19 protein-coding genes are annotated in these 15,001 nt (G+C 62.8%); 14 read left to right on the top strand and 5 right to left on the bottom strand.

The genetic code is table 11. From position 1 onward, the window contains the following. Positions 1–8 precede the first annotated feature (8 nt). The 8 genes from gcvT to V8192_RS09180 are packed head-to-tail and all read left to right on the top strand — an operon-like array spanning position 9 to position 6,843. A complete protein-coding gene (gene gcvT / locus V8192_RS09215) occupies positions 9–1,208 on the top strand; it encodes a glycine cleavage system aminomethyltransferase GcvT (protein WP_341632780.1) in 1,200 nt (399 codons plus the stop codon). Then, on the top strand, positions 1,208–1,579 hold the full coding sequence (gene gcvH / locus V8192_RS09210; RefSeq protein ID WP_341632779.1) for a glycine cleavage system protein GcvH: 372 nt from the start codon (positions 1,208–1,210) through the stop codon (positions 1,577–1,579). Before gcvT ends, gcvH begins: the two co-directional genes overlap by 1 nt. Continuing rightward, positions 1,576–2,325, top strand: coding sequence for a class I SAM-dependent methyltransferase (locus V8192_RS09205; protein ID WP_341632778.1), 750 nt, complete (start codon positions 1,576–1,578; stop codon positions 2,323–2,325). The genes gcvH and V8192_RS09205 overlap by 4 nt, the downstream gene beginning before the upstream one ends. Beyond that, positions 2,325–3,683 carry an aminomethyl-transferring glycine dehydrogenase subunit GcvPA gene (gcvPA, locus tag V8192_RS09200; RefSeq protein WP_341632777.1) on the top strand — a complete coding sequence of 453 codons (1,359 nt, stop codon included), beginning with the start codon at positions 2,325–2,327 and terminating at the stop codon, positions 3,681–3,683. Before V8192_RS09205 ends, gcvPA begins: the two co-directional genes overlap by 1 nt. Next, positions 3,680–5,248, top strand: a complete 1,569-nt coding sequence (gene gcvPB, locus V8192_RS09195; RefSeq protein WP_341632776.1) for an aminomethyl-transferring glycine dehydrogenase subunit GcvPB — start codon at positions 3,680–3,682, stop codon at positions 5,246–5,248. Before gcvPA ends, gcvPB begins: the two co-directional genes overlap by 4 nt. A gap of 12 nt (positions 5,249–5,260) precedes the next feature. Then, a complete protein-coding gene (locus V8192_RS09190) occupies positions 5,261–5,767 on the top strand; it encodes a CcdC protein domain-containing protein (protein WP_341632775.1) in 507 nt (168 codons plus the stop codon). Continuing rightward, a complete protein-coding gene (locus tag V8192_RS09185; RefSeq protein ID WP_341632774.1) occupies positions 5,760–6,395 on the top strand; it encodes a DUF938 domain-containing protein in 636 nt (211 codons plus the stop codon). Before V8192_RS09190 ends, V8192_RS09185 begins: the two co-directional genes overlap by 8 nt. Positions 6,396–6,429: 34 nt before the next feature. Beyond that, on the top strand, positions 6,430–6,843 hold the full coding sequence (locus V8192_RS09180) for a PilZ domain-containing protein (protein WP_341632773.1): 414 nt from the start codon (positions 6,430–6,432) through the stop codon (positions 6,841–6,843). Here V8192_RS09180 and V8192_RS09175 read toward each other — a convergent pair whose 3' ends face one another. Then, the gene (locus V8192_RS09175; protein WP_341632772.1) at positions 6,844–7,503 is read right to left on the bottom strand and encodes a PilZ domain-containing protein; all 660 of its coding nucleotides are present in this window, start codon (positions 7,501–7,503) and stop codon (positions 6,844–6,846) included. It lies immediately after the preceding gene. Positions 7,504–7,670: 167 nt separating this feature from the next. Between V8192_RS09175 and V8192_RS09170 the strand changes: the two genes are divergently transcribed. Then, a complete protein-coding gene (locus V8192_RS09170) occupies positions 7,671–8,663 on the top strand; it encodes an aspartyl protease family protein (RefSeq protein WP_341632771.1) in 993 nt (330 codons plus the stop codon). A 43-nt stretch (positions 8,664–8,706) separates the two neighbouring features. Here V8192_RS09170 and surE read toward each other — a convergent pair whose 3' ends face one another. Then, positions 8,707–9,483 carry a 5'/3'-nucleotidase SurE gene (gene surE / locus V8192_RS09165; RefSeq protein ID WP_341632770.1) on the bottom strand — a complete coding sequence of 259 codons (777 nt, stop codon included), beginning with the start codon at positions 9,481–9,483 and terminating at the stop codon, positions 8,707–8,709. 282 nt (positions 9,484–9,765) lie between these two features. Here surE and dksA point away from each other — a divergent pair, with 282 nt between their 5' ends. Further along, positions 9,766–10,233 carry an RNA polymerase-binding protein DksA gene (dksA, locus tag V8192_RS09160; RefSeq protein ID WP_373276338.1) on the top strand — a complete coding sequence of 156 codons (468 nt, stop codon included), beginning with the start codon at positions 9,766–9,768 and terminating at the stop codon, positions 10,231–10,233. An 85-nt stretch (positions 10,234–10,318) separates the two neighbouring features. Here the strand turns inward: dksA and V8192_RS09155 are convergent, their stop codons facing one another. Further along, positions 10,319–10,483 carry a DUF465 domain-containing protein gene (locus V8192_RS09155; RefSeq protein WP_341632769.1) on the bottom strand — a complete coding sequence of 55 codons (165 nt, stop codon included), beginning with the start codon at positions 10,481–10,483 and terminating at the stop codon, positions 10,319–10,321. A gap of 161 nt (positions 10,484–10,644) precedes the next feature. Here V8192_RS09155 and V8192_RS09150 point away from each other — a divergent pair, with 161 nt between their 5' ends. From V8192_RS09150 to V8192_RS09135, 4 genes are all read left to right on the top strand, one after another. Then, positions 10,645–10,842 carry a YdcH family protein gene (locus tag V8192_RS09150; RefSeq protein ID WP_341632768.1) on the top strand — a complete coding sequence of 66 codons (198 nt, stop codon included), beginning with the start codon at positions 10,645–10,647 and terminating at the stop codon, positions 10,840–10,842. 99 nt (positions 10,843–10,941) lie between these two features. Beyond that, positions 10,942–11,427, top strand: coding sequence for a DUF1465 family protein (locus tag V8192_RS09145; protein WP_341632767.1), 486 nt, complete (start codon positions 10,942–10,944; stop codon positions 11,425–11,427). A gap of 11 nt (positions 11,428–11,438) precedes the next feature. Further along, complete coding sequence (locus V8192_RS09140) at positions 11,439–12,581, top strand: iron-containing alcohol dehydrogenase (protein ID WP_341632766.1); 1,143 nt, start codon at positions 11,439–11,441, stop codon at positions 12,579–12,581. Beyond that, entirely contained in the window at positions 12,578–13,009 is a 432-nt protein-coding gene (locus V8192_RS09135) for an acyl-CoA thioesterase (RefSeq protein ID WP_341632765.1), read from the top strand. Before V8192_RS09140 ends, V8192_RS09135 begins: the two co-directional genes overlap by 4 nt. On the opposite strand, the gene V8192_RS09130 is transcribed toward V8192_RS09135, so the two are convergent. Together V8192_RS09130 and V8192_RS09125 are read right to left on the bottom strand one after the other, a co-directional pair. Then, the gene (locus tag V8192_RS09130; RefSeq protein ID WP_341632764.1) at positions 13,002–13,964 is read right to left on the bottom strand and encodes an NAD(P)H-dependent flavin oxidoreductase; all 963 of its coding nucleotides are present in this window, start codon (positions 13,962–13,964) and stop codon (positions 13,002–13,004) included. The two genes, V8192_RS09135 and V8192_RS09130, sit on opposite strands and share 8 nt — an antisense overlap. Further along, positions 13,961–14,959 (bottom strand): NAD-dependent epimerase/dehydratase family protein, encoded by a 999-nt coding sequence (locus V8192_RS09125; RefSeq protein ID WP_341632763.1) that lies wholly within the window; start codon positions 14,957–14,959, stop codon positions 13,961–13,963. Before V8192_RS09125 ends, V8192_RS09130 begins: the two co-directional genes overlap by 4 nt. Positions 14,960–15,001 lie beyond the last annotated feature (42 nt).

Below are 15,001 nucleotides of genomic sequence, written 5' to 3'. Positions count from 1 at the left end.
GCATGGTAATGAGCAGGGAAGTCCATAACGGCCCGACCGACGACACCCAGGCGCGGGGCACGCCCTACAGCGGCGATCCCGACGGCGGCGCGGGTGCTCGGCCCGAGCCCCTTGGCAAGCTGGCGCTCGATTCGTGGCATCGAGCTCGAGGAGCGCGGATGGTCCCCTTCGCCGGCTACGAGATGCCCGTGCAGTACGAAGGCATCATCGCCGAGCACCTCTGGACTCGCGAGAATGCCGGCCTGTTCGACGTGAGCCACATGGGCCAGCTCCTCGTTCATGGCCAAGGCGTGGATGCGGCACTGGAATCGCTGATGCCCGGAGACTTCCGCGCGGCAAAGGACATGGTCCCCAAATATTCGCTGCTGTTGGACGAGCATGGCGGGATCATCGACGACCTCATGGCCACTCGCCGCGGCGACGATTTCTATGTCGTTGTGAACGGTGCAACCAAGCACGGCGACATGAACGTCATGCGCGCAAATCTGCCGGCCGAAATCGTCATCGACTATATGAAGGAGCAGGCGCTCCTCGCGCTACAGGGACCCCGTGCAGCGGAAGTGCTCGAGACGCTCATTCCGGGCGTCGCCGAGCTCAGCTTCATGGAGGGGCGGCCATTCAACTGGAGCGGCCACAGCCTATGGATCAGCCGTTCCGGCTACACGGGCGAGGACGGGTTCGAGATTTCGGTTCCCGGAAATGCAGCGGCCGCGCTTGCCGACGCGATCACTGCGCATGACCTTGCAAGGCCGATCGGGCTTGGCGCTCGGGATTCGCTTCGGCTCGAGGCCGGGCTTCCGCTCTACGGCCACGACCTTGATCTCAAGACTACGCCGGTGATGGCCGGCCTCAACTTTGCCATCAACAAAAGGCGGCGCGCCGAGGGTGGTTTCCCGGGCGCCATGCGCATCCTTGCCGAGCTCGACAATGGTCCGATCGAGAAGCGCGTGGGCTTCGAGATCGATGGACGACAGCCGGTTCGCGAAGGTGCGCTTGTCCTTGATGGCGAGGGTAACGAGGTAGGCAAGATCACGAGCGGCGGGTTCTCGCCGAGCCTGCAGCGCCCGATCGCCATGGGCTATGTTGCAAATCACCTTTCGGGACAGGGCACCTCGCTGAAGCTCGAGCAGCGCGGAAAGCTGTTCGATGCGCGCGTCGTTTCAATGCCATTCGTTCCGCACCGCTATCACCGCAAGGGAGCTGCCTGATGCCTGTCTATTTCACAAAGGAGCACGAATGGATCCGGGTCGAGGAGGACACTGCGACCGTCGGAATCTCCAGCCACGCCCAGGAACAGCTGGGCGACATCGTCTTTGCTGAAGTTCCCGATGCGGGCCGGCGCCTTGCCAAGGGCCAGGAGGCCGCCGTGGTCGAATCCGTGAAGGCTGCCTCCGATGTCTATGCCCCGGTCTCGGGCGAAGTGATCGAAGGCAATCAGGCAGTCGTCGACGATCCGGCGCTCGTGAACAGCGATCCAGAGGGGCAGGGCTGGTTCTTCAAGCTGAAGCTCGACAATCCATCCGAGCTGGGCGGATTGATGGACGAGGGCGCCTACCGCGAGTGGATACAGACCCTTTGAGCAAGGCGGTCGCCTCGACCAGCAAATGGGATGCCGCAGATTATGCGCGGGTTGGCGGTTTCGTCGCCGAACTCGGCGGGGCGGCGCTCGACCTTCTCGATCCCCTGCCCGGGGAGCGGATCCTCGATGTCGGCTGCGGCGAAGGTACGCTGACGAACCGGATCATCGAGCGCGGAGCGACGGTGCTCGGGATCGACAGCTCTCCTGAAATGATCGCAGCGGCCCGCGAAAGAGGCGTCGATGCGCTGCTGCTTGCAGCCGAGGACATGCAATTCTTCGCCCAGTTCGACGCAGCCTTCTCCAATGCGACCCTTCACTGGGTGTTGCACAAGGAGCAGGCGGCCCGCGCGATCTTCCGAGCGCTAAAGCCCGGCGGCCGGTTCGCCGGCGAGATGGGTGGCGAGGGCAATCTGAGAAAGCTGCGCGAGGCACTCGATGAGGAGCTCGTCATCCGTGGCTATCTTCCGCCCCTAGAAGCCAGCAACTGGTACGCGTGCCCAGAGGATTTTGCTGCGGTCTACGAGGCTGCCGGCTTTGGGGAGATCGATGCCCGGCTGATCGAGCGTCCGACTCCCATCGAGCATGGCATTGCCCAATGGGTGACGACCTTCCGCAAGGGGTGGCTCGATCGGGCCGGCGTTCCCGAGGAAGAGCGAGGGGAAATTGGAACGGCGGTCGCGGACCGCGTCGGATCCAACGTCGCTGACTATGTCCGACTCCGCTTCATCATGAGGAAGCCTGACTGATGCGCTATCTGCCGCTGAGCAATGCCGACCGCAGCGACATGCTGGGTGTGATCGGCTCCGGCTCGATCGAGGAACTGTTCAAGGACGTGCCTGGCGAGGCTCGGCTCACCGGACCGATCGACGGACTGCCTATGCACGCCTCCGAGATGGAGGTTGAGCGGCACATGACCGCTCTGTCGCGCAAGAACATGGTCGCAGGCAGTACGCCTTTCTTCCTGGGCTGCGGCGCCTACAGGCACCACGTCCCGGCGAGCGTCGATCATGTCATCCAGCGCGGTGAATTCCTGACCAGCTATACGCCCTACCAGCCAGAGATCGCGCAGGGCACGCTGCAGATGCTGTTTGAATTCCAGACGCAGGTTGCGCGGCTGTTCGGCTGCGAGGTGGCGAACGCCTCGATGTACGACGGTTCGACCGCGATGTGGGAGGCGATCGTCATGGCGCGCCGCATCACGCGCAAGAACAAGACGATCTTCTCCTCCGGCGTCCATCCTCACTATGTCAGCGTTGCTCGAACCATGGCGAAGTTCACCGGGGACGAGCTCCACGGCGGAGCGCCCGAACTCGGCGCTGCAACGGACGCCGACAAGCTCATCGCATTGATGGACGGGGAGACAAGCGCGGTTGTCGTCCAATACCCTGATATCCTCGGCCGCATCACGGACCTTACGCCCATCGCCGAAGCGGCGCACTCTTCCGGCGCCCTCCTTATCGCAGTCGTCACCGAACCGGTGGCGCTGGGACTGATCCGGTCTCCTGGAGAAATGGGCGCCGACATCGTCGTCGGCGAGGGCCAGTCGATCGGTGTCGGCCTCCAGTTCGGCGGCCCTTACGTCGGCCTGTTCGCGTGCCGCGAGAAGCATGTCAGGCAGATGCCGGGGCGGCTCGTGGGCGAAACGGTCGACGCAGAAGGAAAGCGCGGCTTCGTTCTGACGCTGTCGACACGCGAGCAGCACATCCGCCGCGAGAAGGCGACCTCGAACATCTGCACCAGCTCGGTCCTCTGCGCCCTCGCATTCACGGCCCATCTGACGCTTCTGGGCGAAAAGGGGCTGAGGCAGCTGGCTTCCTTGAACCACGCGCGCGCGTGCGAGGCTGCGGACCGCCTCGCTGCCATCTCGGGAGTGGAAGTCGTGAACGACAGTTTCTTCAACGAATTCACCTTGAGGCTGCCGATCGCGGCGCGCCCCGCAGTGCATGCGATGGTGAAGAGCGGCGTGCTTGGCGGTGTCTCGCTCGGCCGGCTCTATCCCGGCATCCAGAGCCTCGAGAACGGTCTTGTGATCGCGGTCACCGAAACCGTGAGCGCCGAAGACATCTTCGCACTTGAAACTGCCGTAAAGGAGGTCGTCCAATGACCATCAATCCTTCGGGATGGCGGCCCTCTTCGCCGGCGAACGAGCAGGGACAAATGGAGACGGTCACCGGGAACCGCGCCCTGATGCTCGAGGAGCCCCTGCTGTTCGAGATCGGTTCGACCGGGCAGACCGGCGTCGACTTCGAGGACGCGCCGAAGTGCGAGGCGAGGATTGGAAAGCTCGAACGCTCGCGTCCGATCGGGCTTCCGGGCCTCAGCGAGCCAGAGACGGTTCGCCACTACACCCGCCTGTCGCGACAGAATTATGCGATTGATCTGGGCCTTTTCCCCCTCGGGTCATGCACGATGAAACACAATCCGCGGCTCAATGAGAAGGTCGCGAGGCTGCCGGGTTTCGCGGACGTTCACCCGTTGCAGCCGCAGGAGACGGTCCAGGGCGCGCTGGAGGTGATCAACGAGCTGGCGTTCTGGCTGCTCGAACTCACCGGCATGCAGGGCGTTGCGATGAGCCCGAAGGCCGGCGCACACGGCGAGCTGTGCGGTCTCCTTTGCATCAGGGCCGCACTCGAGGCCCGCGGCGACCGCCGCGAAGTCGTGCTGGTGCCTGAAAGCGCTCACGGGACGAACCCCGCCACCGCCGCCTTTGCCGGCTATCGCGTCGAGAACATTCCGGCGAATGCAGCCGGACGGGTCGACCTCGAGGCGCTGCAGGCTCGGCTCGGACCCGATGTCGCGGCGGTGATGATCACCAATCCCAACACCTGCGGCCTCTTCGAACCTGACATGAAGGCGATAAGCGACGCGGTCCACGCCGCGGGCGCGTTCGTCTATTGTGACGGAGCGAACTTCAACGCGATCGTTGGCAAGGTCCGCCCGGGGGACCTCGGGGTCGACGCCATGCACATCAACCTCCACAAGACTTTCTCGACCCCACACGGAGGGGGCGGGCCCGGATCAGGGCCGGTGGTGTTGTCAGAAGCGCTCGCTCCCTATGGTCCGCTGCCCTTCGTCGCCCGGATGGCAGACGGCAGCTACAAGCTCGTCGAAGAGGAAAATGCCGGAGAGGAGCATCCCCACGCATTCGGCCGAATGGTGGCATTCCACGGACAGATGGGAATGTTCACCCGCGCGCTCGCTTATATTCTGAGCCACGGCGCGGACGGCCTGAAGCAAGTTGCAGAAGATGCGGTCCTCAACGCCAATTATATTCTCAGGAGCCTTGAAGACGTGCTCGAAGCGCCCTTCGCCAAGAGCGGGCCCTGCATGCACGAAGCAATCTTTTCCGATCGCGGCTTTGCTGGCGACGTCAATACGCTCGACCTCGCCAAGGCTCTGATCGACGAGGGCTTCCATCCAATGACCATGTATTTTCCGCTGGTCGTGCACGGTGCGATGCTCGTCGAACCGACCGAAACCGAATCCAAGGCGAGCTTAGACCAGTTCATCATGGCAGTTCGCTCGATCGCGCAACGGGCGAGAGCCGGCGACCAGAGCCTGAAATCGGCCCCGGTCTACGCACCGCGTCGGCGGCTCGATGAAACCCTGGCGGCGAGAAAGCCTGTGCTGACATACAAGGAACAAGATCACGCCGAAGCGGCGGAGTAGGGAGGGCAGCGGGTGCAGCATCAAGGGGGAAGTTTCGCTGCAACGGCGCTACCGTTTGTGGTGCTCGCCGTGGTCCTGCTCCTGCGGTTCCGCTCGATGGGCAAGGAGCGGCGGCTCAATCCGGGGACGCTGTGGATCGTGCCGGTGCTCTATTTTCTTATCGCGGGCTCGATGCTGTTCGCACTTGTCCCTCCGCCTCTTGGCTGGGGGCTTCTCCTTGCCGGCCTTGTGATCGGCATCGCGGCAGGCTGGCACCGCGGCAAGCTGATCCTGATCCGCCGGAACTCCGAAACCGGCGAATTGCGCCAGAAGGCTTCACCCCTGGCGATGCTGCTTCTGCTGGTGCTGGTTGCACTCAAGCTTGGAGCCCGCGCGATCTTCGGTGAAACCGCCGCTGGCCAGCCGGGAAGCAGCGCCATGCTTCTAACTGATGCGTTCATCGGCTTCGCGCTCGGCCTGCTCTCGGCAACGCGGCTTGAGCTTTACTTGCGTGCGCGCAGAATTGCCGCGAATGGGTGACGTCCGCCGGTTTTACGAAGCCCAGATAGCGGGAGCCCGCCGCTCGGCTCCTGCGGCACTTCGCAATCGGGAACCGATTGCAAAGGTCCTTGCCGACTGGCTGCCGTCGACCGGCCTGGTCCTCGAGATCGCGAGCGGGACCGGCGAACACGCGGTCTATTTTGCCGAACGCTTTCACGAGCTCGAATGGCAGCCAAGCGACGTCCACGAGGATGCACTGAGATCCATTTCTGCATGGCAGGAGGGGAGCCGGCTCTCCAACGTTCGCGCGCCGGTTTTCCTCGATGCGGCCGCCGCCGACTGGCCGATAGCGAAAGCCGACGCCATCATCAGCATCAACATGGTTCACATCAGCCCGTGGGCTTCGGCACTGGGGCTCATCGGGGGAGCCGTCCGGCTGCTGAATCCTGGCGCGCCGCTGATCCTTTATGGTCCCTGGCTGAAGGACGACATTCCGACCGCCCAAAGCAACCTCGACTTTGACGAGAGCCTCAAGAGCCGCGATCCGGAATGGGGTTTGCGGAGCGTTGAAGATTTCGCGGCCGCGGCTGGCGAGCGGGGACTCCGGCTCGACGAAACCCGGGTCATGCCCGCAAATAATCTGATGCTTCTTCTGCGCCGATGTTAAACTAAGATTTACCGTCCGGGCTTACGAACGAGTCATGGACGAGAGCAGCATTTCCCAGAACCGGCGTTCGCGTCGGTCACCGGTGCTCCTGACAGCCACCATCTACGTCGCCGGCGTTCCCGTGACGGTAAAGCTGCGCAACCTTTCCGAGCAAGGCGCCCTGATCGAAAGCGATCGCCTGCCGGCGGAAGGATCGGAAACCTATTTCGAACGCAAGGACATGCGCCTCAAGAGCCGCATTGTCTGGGTTCAGGGAAAGTTTGCCGGAGTGGCGTTCGACACGCCGCTGAAGCGCGAGGAAGTGCTCCGGCAGATTCCTGCGCCCAAGCAAAAGGCGCAGCAGGATTTCCGCCGTCCGGGTCTGGCTTGCCGGCCATTGTCGGCGCACGAGCGCAGCATGGTCGAAAACTGGCTCGCCAAGGCTCAGATCGGATTGATCGGCGATTGATCAGCCGGTCGCGCAGCGGCGCTCGTCGCCCTGCTGCTCGCGAAGAAACCCCATCAACTCGTCGACAGGATAGACGCGGTTGAAGCCGATCCCGTAATAATGACCTTCTCTCCACCGGACGACGCCGGCTGCCGAATGAAGGCCCGGCAGCCCAACGACGACATCGCCGTCAAGCTGCAGCCGGGTTGGCGATTCAACACATAGGCCACCCTGCGAAATGTTGACGACGCGGGCACTCCAGACTTCACCTTCATGGCGCAGCGACGCACTGCACTCGAGCTCGATCCGCGGCATTCGCGGCCGCGGGGCGCCTCCCGGGGCGCTCAGCAACGTGACGACGTCTACCTTTGAATCGAAGACGATTCCCGTAAGACCGTTCTCGGACCATTGTGCGATCCCGCTGACGCTTTCCCCGTGCTTGAGCTCGACCGCGAGACGGGTCCCGGCCTCGATCGGGGAATAGGGGCGGATCATCATACCGCCTGCCGATACGTTGCGGATGAGGCAAAGTTCGCGGCGGCCATCAATGACGAGCGCGCCGACGCGCAGCAGGCTCATGTACCGATCGCCCGTGCGACGTTCGCCCCTTCGACGCTCAGGCTGTGCCGGCGGCGCTGCCGAGATCGAATAATTGGTGGTTTCAACCAGACGTTTGCTCAAGACAGTGGGCTCCGACACTCGAATTGCGCAACTTGCGTTGCCTCAATCCAATCCGACGTTCGTCGAACCGGCCCCACTCCGCGCAGATCCCTAGCAGCCAAGGCTTACCAGAGAGTTTCATTACAGCCGTTCCGGCGGTTTGCCGTGCGCTCGACGCGAGCGTAGAGATGCACCGGGAGAAGGTCATGAAGAAGAGCCTTGCAGTACTGACGTTTCTATCGGCCGCTTCTGCCGCCTGGGCGCAGCCCGCGACAACGCAGCTGGATTCGGTTGCCGGTGTTCCCGAGATCGACAAGGCAACGCAGACGCAGGACGTCAAATTCCGCAACGAGCACGACGACCGGATGACCGTTCCGGTACGACTGTCGGGAGCAGGACCTTATCGCTTCCTCGTCGATACCGGCGCCGACCGCACCGCGGTCTCGAGAGAGATTGCTGACAGATTGAACCTCAAGAGCGCGGGCGGCGCAGAGCTGCACACGGTCGCCGGGACTTCGGAAGTGAGAACGGCGACGGTTCACGATTTCGAATTCACGCATCCTCCTGAACGGTCGGTCGAAGCGGCAGTGCTCGAGAGCGCCAATATCGGGGCGGACGGAATTGTCGGGGTGGATATGCTGCGCTCGCAGCGCGTCCAGTTCGATTTCCAGAACCAGACCATGTCGATCGTGCCCTCGAAGTCGCCGGACTTCCGTCCTGAGCCCGGGACCATCATCGTCGAGGCGCGCCGCAAGAACGGCCGTCTCATCGTCACCGATGCGGAGGCGAACGGCGCGCGCCTGACGGTTGTCCTCGATACAGGCTCGCAAATCACCATCGGCAACCAGGCGCTTCGCGAGCGGCTCGTCGGACGCAATCTCATCAATGGCCGGCAAACGGTCGAGCTTGAATCTGTCACCGGCGAGAAGATCTCGGGCGAATATATGTTCATTCGTGAGCTCAACGTCGGCGGCATTGGTCTCAACAACCTCGCAATCGTCTTCACCAATGCCCACACATTCAAGCAGCTCGGGCTCGACAAAAGACCCGCGCTCCTTCTGGGCATGAATGCCATCCGCGCCTTCAAGAAGGTGTCGATCGACTTTGCCAACAAGAAATTCAGGGTCGTTCTGCCCGAAAGCAGCGGCCTCGACGTGCGCCTCGCGAGCGCGGAAGACTGACGGCTCCTTTCGTTGTCTGGCGCCGCCTGTCCGATGCGCGGGCCTAGGCCTGATCTCCGATCAAGCGCTCGTGCAGGGACTGCAGCGAGGCTTCATGCGTCAAATCAAGGTGCAGCGGGCTGACTGAAACATAGCCGGCGGCGATCGCCTCGAGGTCGGTGAGATGTCCGGGCGTCTCCACCATCGGTCCCAGCCCGAACCAGTAGTAATCGTAGCCGCGCGGATCGGTTCGCTGGACGATGCGGAGGCGGCCGTAGTCGCGCAGGCCCTGGCGGCAGACCCTGATTCCCTGGACGTCGTCGGGCGATATCGCAGGAAAGTTGACGTTGATGAGGGTCTTGGGCTCCGTCTTGAAGTCCAGCAAAGGTCCAAGAACCCGCTCGGCCCAGGCCTCCGCAGCAGCGAATGGGACCGTGTCTCCCATCCCTTCGCGCGAATAGCCTTGGCTCAGCGCTATCGAGGGGACGCCGGCGAGTGCGCCTTCCATGGCTGCCGAGACCGTTCCTGAATAAGTGACGTCTTCGGCAAGATTGGCGCCCCGGTTGATCCCGGAAAGGATCACGTCCGGGGGCGAATCCTTCATGACGTGCGCGAGTGCAAGCATGACGGCGTCGGTTGGCGTTCCCGTCACCGAGAAGCGCCGGTCATCGTGTCGCCGGAGTCGCACGGGCGTCGTCAGGGTGAGCGAATGGCCGGCCCCAGACTGTTCTTCTGCCGGCGCGACGATCCATATGTCGTCGCTGAACTTGCGGGCGACGCTTTCCAGCAATCGCAAGCCGCGGGCGTTCACGCCGTCGTCGTTCGTGAGGAGAATGCGCACAAAATGCCTATGGGCGAGCGGCCTTTACGCTGCAACTGCGAAGAAAAACGCGCCATATTCGCAACAGCTTGGCGATTTCTTCACTGTTCGTTCGTCAGTTCTTGTTAACAGTCGGCGGCATATTTATAGGCCCAATTGGGGATGACAGGCTTTGCCGGATAAGTCCCGGGAAAGTCAGTCTTATTCGCCTCCGGCTGCACCGGTGGCCCCGGCCGCAGCCAGGCGGCGGCGTATGGGGCGTCCGCATTGGGAACGTGCGGGCATGTGCGGGGAGGGACTTGAATGGCGACTGCTCTAGTCGACCTTTACGGCGGCGAAGATTTCGAACCTTTCGACAGAATCATTCTTCCCGAGGGCTATCGTCCCTCGGACGACGAAGAATTCATGTGCGGCAAGCACCGCGCTTATTTCCTTCGCAAGCTCAAGGCGTGGAAGGAAGACATCATCGAGGAGTCGCGCCAGACCATGGCGCAGCTGCAGGTCGACTCGCTGCGCGAGCCCGATCTTGCCGACCGCGCCTCGAGCGAGACCGACTGGTCCATCGAGCTGCGCACGCGTGATCGGCAGCGCAAGCTGATCTCGAAGATCGATTGTGCGATCCGCCGCCTCTACGAGGGCGAGTATGGCTATTGCGAAGTGAGCGGCGAGCCGATCACGCTTGGCCGGCTCGAGGCACGCCCGATCGCGACGATGACGCTCGAGGCACAGGAGCGCCACGAGCGTATCGAGCGCGTGTCCAGAGACGATTAGGAAGGTTCAAGCGCCGCGGCGTTGGCGTGCCGGTCGGTCCTCGGACTGACTGCGCGCCAAAACGCCGCGCACAAAAAAGGCCGCCTCAGTGTGTGAGGTGGCCGGCCATTTCGTCTTTCAGTTTCAGTTTCTCTTTCTTGAGTCGGTGGAGAAGGTCTTCGTCGGGATGGGCTCGATGCTCTTCTTCCTCGATGAGGGCGTGAAGAGCCGCATGCTTCGACTCCAATTCCTCGACCATTGCCTTGTCCATTGGTGCGGTTCCTTTCGGTCAGCTTGTCACCACCGCGTAATAAAACACGAATCGCTGCGATTGTCTTGAGCCATCTAACGGCTGGACGAGGCAGCAGCGCTGCTCGCCGTGAATGCCGGTGAGGTTCCGGGACCGCCTCAGATCGGCTAGATCATGCACAAATGAATGACGATCAGCCGCCGCCGACGCTCGAAGCACTGAAGGCCGAGCACCGGCGATTGGACGAGCGCATTCAGTTCCTCTCCTCCGAGCCGACGGGAGATCAGCTCCAGCTTGCCCGCCTCAAACGCCGCAAGCTGATGCTGAAGGACCAGATCCAGCAGATCATCGACTCCAGTGTTCCGGACATCATTGCCTAGAGAGCGGTGTCCCGTTGGGAGACAGAACGCGACCCATTCAAGCCCTCGGGATGGATCGGACGTTTTCTCGGGGCGTAGAGAGTGGCAGTGTCGATGGTCATGGACGAATCAGATATGTCGAAACCACAGGTGCGCATCACCTCGCGGTTGATCGACTCCCTGTATACGGAAGCGATGCTGCTTGCCGACGAGGCGCGTTCCTATTTCGATGACGCGGGACGCGAGGAACGCTCGACTCTTCAGCCTTTCGCACGGGTCGGCTTTGCCTGCGAATCGCTTAAGGTAACGACCCGCATCATGCACATCGTCGCCTGGCTCCTGACGCAGCGCGCAATCGAGTCGGGCGAAATCGCGGCACGCGATGGACAGCGACCGGAGCGCCGCCTCGGTAACGCGCAGGACAGCGATCCGCTCGTTGTCGGGACGTTGCCGCCCTCAGCGCAAAAGCTGATCAACTCGAGCGCCGATCTTTACGCGCGCGTGAAGCGGCTCGACGATGGCGGTCTTGAGGTGGATGCACCGCAAAGCCCGGCCCGGGCGCTGATGGGCCGCCTCGAACGTGGACTTGGCGGACAGAGCGGCTAACTAGACGGCCCATGCGGCCGTTTACTTTCAATCCAGGGCCGAAGCTGCTTGCTGGTCCCCAGCAGGCGCAGGCTCTTGCAGAGAAACTGCCCGCAGGTCCCTGTCTTCTCGTCACGGACAAGGAACTGGTTAGCATCGGCATTCCCGATGCGTACCGCGACGCGATCGGCGGCGGGCGCGAGGTCACTGTTTTCGATTGCGTGGAGGCGGATCCCTCGAAGGCGACTCTGATTGCGGCTACCGAGGCAGGCCGCTCGGCAGGCGTCACCTCCGTCGTTGGCCTTGGGGGCGGCAGCCCAATGGATGTAGCCAAGCTCGCAGCCTACCTTCTTGGGTCCGGCGACAGTCTGGACGAGATCTGGGGGGTAGGGCTCGCAAGGGGTGAAAGGCTTCCCCTGGCACTGATCCCGACGACGGCCGGTACGGGTTCGGAAGCGACGCCGATCTCGGTAATCACCTGCGAGGGAGGAGTGAAGCTTGCGGTGAACTCGGCACCGCTGATCGCCGACTGGTCGGTCCTCGACCCCACGCTGACACTCGGGCTTCCGGGCCACGTCACCGCGGCCACGGGCATCGATGCGATCGTTCACGCGGTGGAGGCCTTCACCTCGGCGCGTCTCAAAAACCCGTTGTCCGATGTTCTCGCGCGCGAGGCGCTTCGCCTCCTCAGCGCCAATCTTCTAACGGCGGTCAGGGAGCCGCAGAACCTCGAAGCCCGCTCCTCGATGCTGCTTGGTGCCCATCTTGCGGGCCTCGCCTTTTCGAACGCCCCGGTAGCGGGCGTGCACGCACTTGCTTATCCGCTCGGCGGGCTGCACCACCTGCCGCATGGCCTTACGAACGCGCTGATGCTTCGTCACGTCATGGGGCACAATCTCGAAGCGGCTCGCGATCATTATGCAGAGCTTGCCGAGATCGTTGAGCCAGGGTGCGCGGCCGAGGGAAGCCAGGCGAAGGCAGCCTTGCTCATCGAACGATTGCAGGGACTTGCGAAGAATAGCGGCCTCTCGCTGCGTCTGCGGGACCATGGCATTGCGTTCGAAGAAGCGTCAGCACTTGCGAAGGAGGCGATGAAGCAGACGCGCCTCCTCGTGAACAACCCCTGCGAGATCAGCGAGAGCGATGCGCAGCGCCTTTACGAGGCCGCCTGGTGACCCGCGAGGCTGCCGCCGGAAGGGACGAATTCAGGACATGGCAGCGGTTCACGACCCGTTGGGCCGACAACGATGCCTATGGCCACGTCAACAACACGATCTTCTACGAATGGTTCGACAGCGCAGTGAACAGCTGGCTCGTCGAGCAAGACATGCTCGACATTGCCAATGGAAATCCGATCGCGCTCGTCGCCGAGACGCGCTGCAGCTATTTCGAGCCACTCGCCTTTCCCCAGGAGGTTGAGGTAGGCCTTACGGCCGCACACGTAGGCGGCTCGAGCATCCGCTACCGGATCGGCGTTTTTGGTATCGGCAGCAAGAAAGCGGCCGCACAGGGCGAGTTCTTGCATGTCGTGGTGGACCGTGACACTCGCCGGCCGGTCGACATACCCGCGAGCTGGCGCGCGAGGCTGAAGACGATCAGCTAGCGCAAAGCCGCGCCTTGGCTTCGAAAAATTGCTCGGCCAGGAGATCCACATACTCGGCGACCGGACGAACGCGGTCGATGGCCCCGATGCCCTGGCCCGAGCCCCAGATGTCGCGCCATGCCTTGGACTTGCCCGAACCCTCGGAGCCGAACTTCATCGTCTCGAGATTGCCGCGCTCGAGATTGTCAGGATCGAGCCCCGCGTTGACGATGGACGAGCGCAGATAATTGCCGTGCACACCGGTGAAGAGATCGGAATAGACGATATCGGCTGCCCCGCTATCCACGATCGCCTGTTTGTAGCCCTCGGGCGCGTTGGCTTCCGTGGTCGCGATGAAGGGTGATCCCACATAGGCAAGGTCGGCGCCGGCCGCCTTTGCGGCAAGCACCGAGCGACCGTTTGCAATTGCCCCCGAGAGGATCAGTGGTCCCTCGAACCAGGAGCGGATTTCCTGGACCAAGGCGAACGGCGACCACCGTCCGGCGTGCCCCCCGGCGCCGGCCGCAACCGCGATGATTCCGTCTGCGCCCTTTTCGACAGCCTTTCTTGCGAAGCGGTCGTCGATCACGTCATGAAGCGTAATACCGCCCCACGAATGCACAGCTTCATTGAGTTCCGCCCGCGCGCCGAGCGAGGTTATGACGATTGGCACCTTCCACTTTGCACAGACCGTCATGTCGTGTTCGAACCGGTCGTTCGAACGGTGGACGATCTGGTTGACGGCGTAAGGGGCGGCGGGCCGCTCCGGATGCTCTCGGTCCCATCGGGCGAGGCTTTCCGTGATCTCGTTCAACCATTCGTCGAGCAGCTCCGCCGGCCGGGCGTTCAGTGCCGGGAAGCTTCCGACAATACCGCTCGTGCACTGGGCGATGACGAGCCTTGGGTTGGAGACGATGAACATCGGAGAACCGATGACTGGAATGCGCAGTCCGCCAAGGATCGGAGGCAGGCTCACAGTCCGTGATACTCCCGGTACCACTGTACGAACCGCGGCACGCCTTCAGTAATGCTCGTCGTCGATCGGAACCCATGGTCACGCTCGATCGCGCTGATGTCGGCGAAGGTCTCGAGCACGTCGCCCGCCTGCATCGGCTGGGGATCGAGCAAGGCCTTTCGCCCGGTCTCCTCCTCCAGAAGCTCGACGACACGCATGAGGTTTTCGCTGCGGCTGTTTCCGATGTTGTACAGCGCGTGCGGACTGGTGCTTCCGCCGGCCTTGGTCTGGCCGTCATCGAGCGGCGGACCGTCGAGGCAGGCGACAACACCCCGGACAATGTCGTCGACGTAGGTGAAATCGCGCCGCATTTCCCCGCCATTGAACAGCGGGATCGGCTCGCCCGCGTACATCGCCTTCGTGAAAATCCACATCGCCATGTCGGGCCGGCCCCATGGCCCATAGACGGTGAAGAAGCGAAGGCCGGTCAAGGGGAGGCGATAGAGGCTCGAATAGCTTTCGCTCAAGAGCTCGTCGGCCTTCTTTGTCGCCGCATAGAGCGAGAGGGGGTGATCGACGCGGTCCTCGACCCGGAACGGCAGGCTCTTGTTTCCGCCATAGACGGAAGAGGACGACGCATAGACCGTATGCCGGGGCCGCCGGGCGCGAGCGAGCTCGAGCATGTTGCAATGCCCCACGAGGTTCGACTGCACGTAGACGTGCGGGTTCTTGAGGCTGTAGCGGACACCGGCCTGCGCCCCGAGGTGGACAATGCCCTCGATGTCGATCGTGTCCGCGAAGGCGCTCAGCGCGTCCGCATCGGAAAAGTCGATCTTCTCGAAGCGGAAGCGATTTCCGAATTGCTGCTTCAGGTTCGTCAGTCGCGCCTGCTTGAGGCCCGGGTCGTAATAATCGTTGAGGTTGTCGATCGCCGCAACCTCGTCTCCGCGCTCGAGCAGTACGCGCGAGGTCGCCGCCCCGATGAACCCCGCAGCTCCCGTTACCAGAACAGCCATGCCGGTTTCTTAGGGGGTGCAGTCGAGGCCGCAAAGGCCTTA

The sequence above is a fragment of the Sphingomonas agri genome, from assembly GCF_038148795.1.
GTDB lineage: Bacteria > Pseudomonadota > Alphaproteobacteria > Sphingomonadales > Sphingomonadaceae > Sphingomicrobium > Sphingomicrobium agri.
This window is presented reverse-complemented; position numbering and strand designations above follow the sequence as displayed.

What these genes read in the sequence shown, in the direction of transcription:
- dksA (WP_373276338.1), top strand. Translation starts at nt 9,766, where the DNA reads ATGGCGACTGCTCTAGTCGACCTTTACGGCGGCGAAGATTTCGAACCT.
- V8192_RS09170 (WP_341632771.1), top strand. Translation starts at nt 7,671, where the DNA reads ATGCACCGGGAGAAGGTCATGAAGAAGAGCCTTGCAGTACTGACGTTT.
- V8192_RS09180 (WP_341632773.1), top strand. Translation starts at nt 6,430, where the DNA reads ATGGACGAGAGCAGCATTTCCCAGAACCGGCGTTCGCGTCGGTCACCG.
- V8192_RS09145 (WP_341632767.1), top strand. Translation starts at nt 10,942, where the DNA reads ATGGACGAATCAGATATGTCGAAACCACAGGTGCGCATCACCTCGCGG.
- V8192_RS09185 (WP_341632774.1), top strand. Translation starts at nt 5,760, where the DNA reads ATGGGTGACGTCCGCCGGTTTTACGAAGCCCAGATAGCGGGAGCCCGC.
- gcvPB (WP_341632776.1), top strand. Translation starts at nt 3,680, where the DNA reads ATGACCATCAATCCTTCGGGATGGCGGCCCTCTTCGCCGGCGAACGAG.
- V8192_RS09155 (WP_341632769.1), bottom strand. Translation starts at nt 10,483, where the DNA reads ATGGACAAGGCAATGGTCGAGGAATTGGAGTCGAAGCATGCGGCTCTT.
- V8192_RS09140 (WP_341632766.1), top strand. Translation starts at nt 11,439, where the DNA reads ATGCGGCCGTTTACTTTCAATCCAGGGCCGAAGCTGCTTGCTGGTCCC.
- V8192_RS09125 (WP_341632763.1), bottom strand. Translation starts at nt 14,959, where the DNA reads ATGGCTGTTCTGGTAACGGGAGCTGCGGGGTTCATCGGGGCGGCGACC.
- gcvPA (WP_341632777.1), top strand. Translation starts at nt 2,325, where the DNA reads ATGCGCTATCTGCCGCTGAGCAATGCCGACCGCAGCGACATGCTGGGT.
- gcvH (WP_341632779.1), top strand. Translation starts at nt 1,208, where the DNA reads ATGCCTGTCTATTTCACAAAGGAGCACGAATGGATCCGGGTCGAGGAG.
- V8192_RS09150 (WP_341632768.1), top strand. Translation starts at nt 10,645, where the DNA reads ATGAATGACGATCAGCCGCCGCCGACGCTCGAAGCACTGAAGGCCGAG.
- gcvT (WP_341632780.1), top strand. Translation starts at nt 9, where the DNA reads ATGAGCAGGGAAGTCCATAACGGCCCGACCGACGACACCCAGGCGCGG.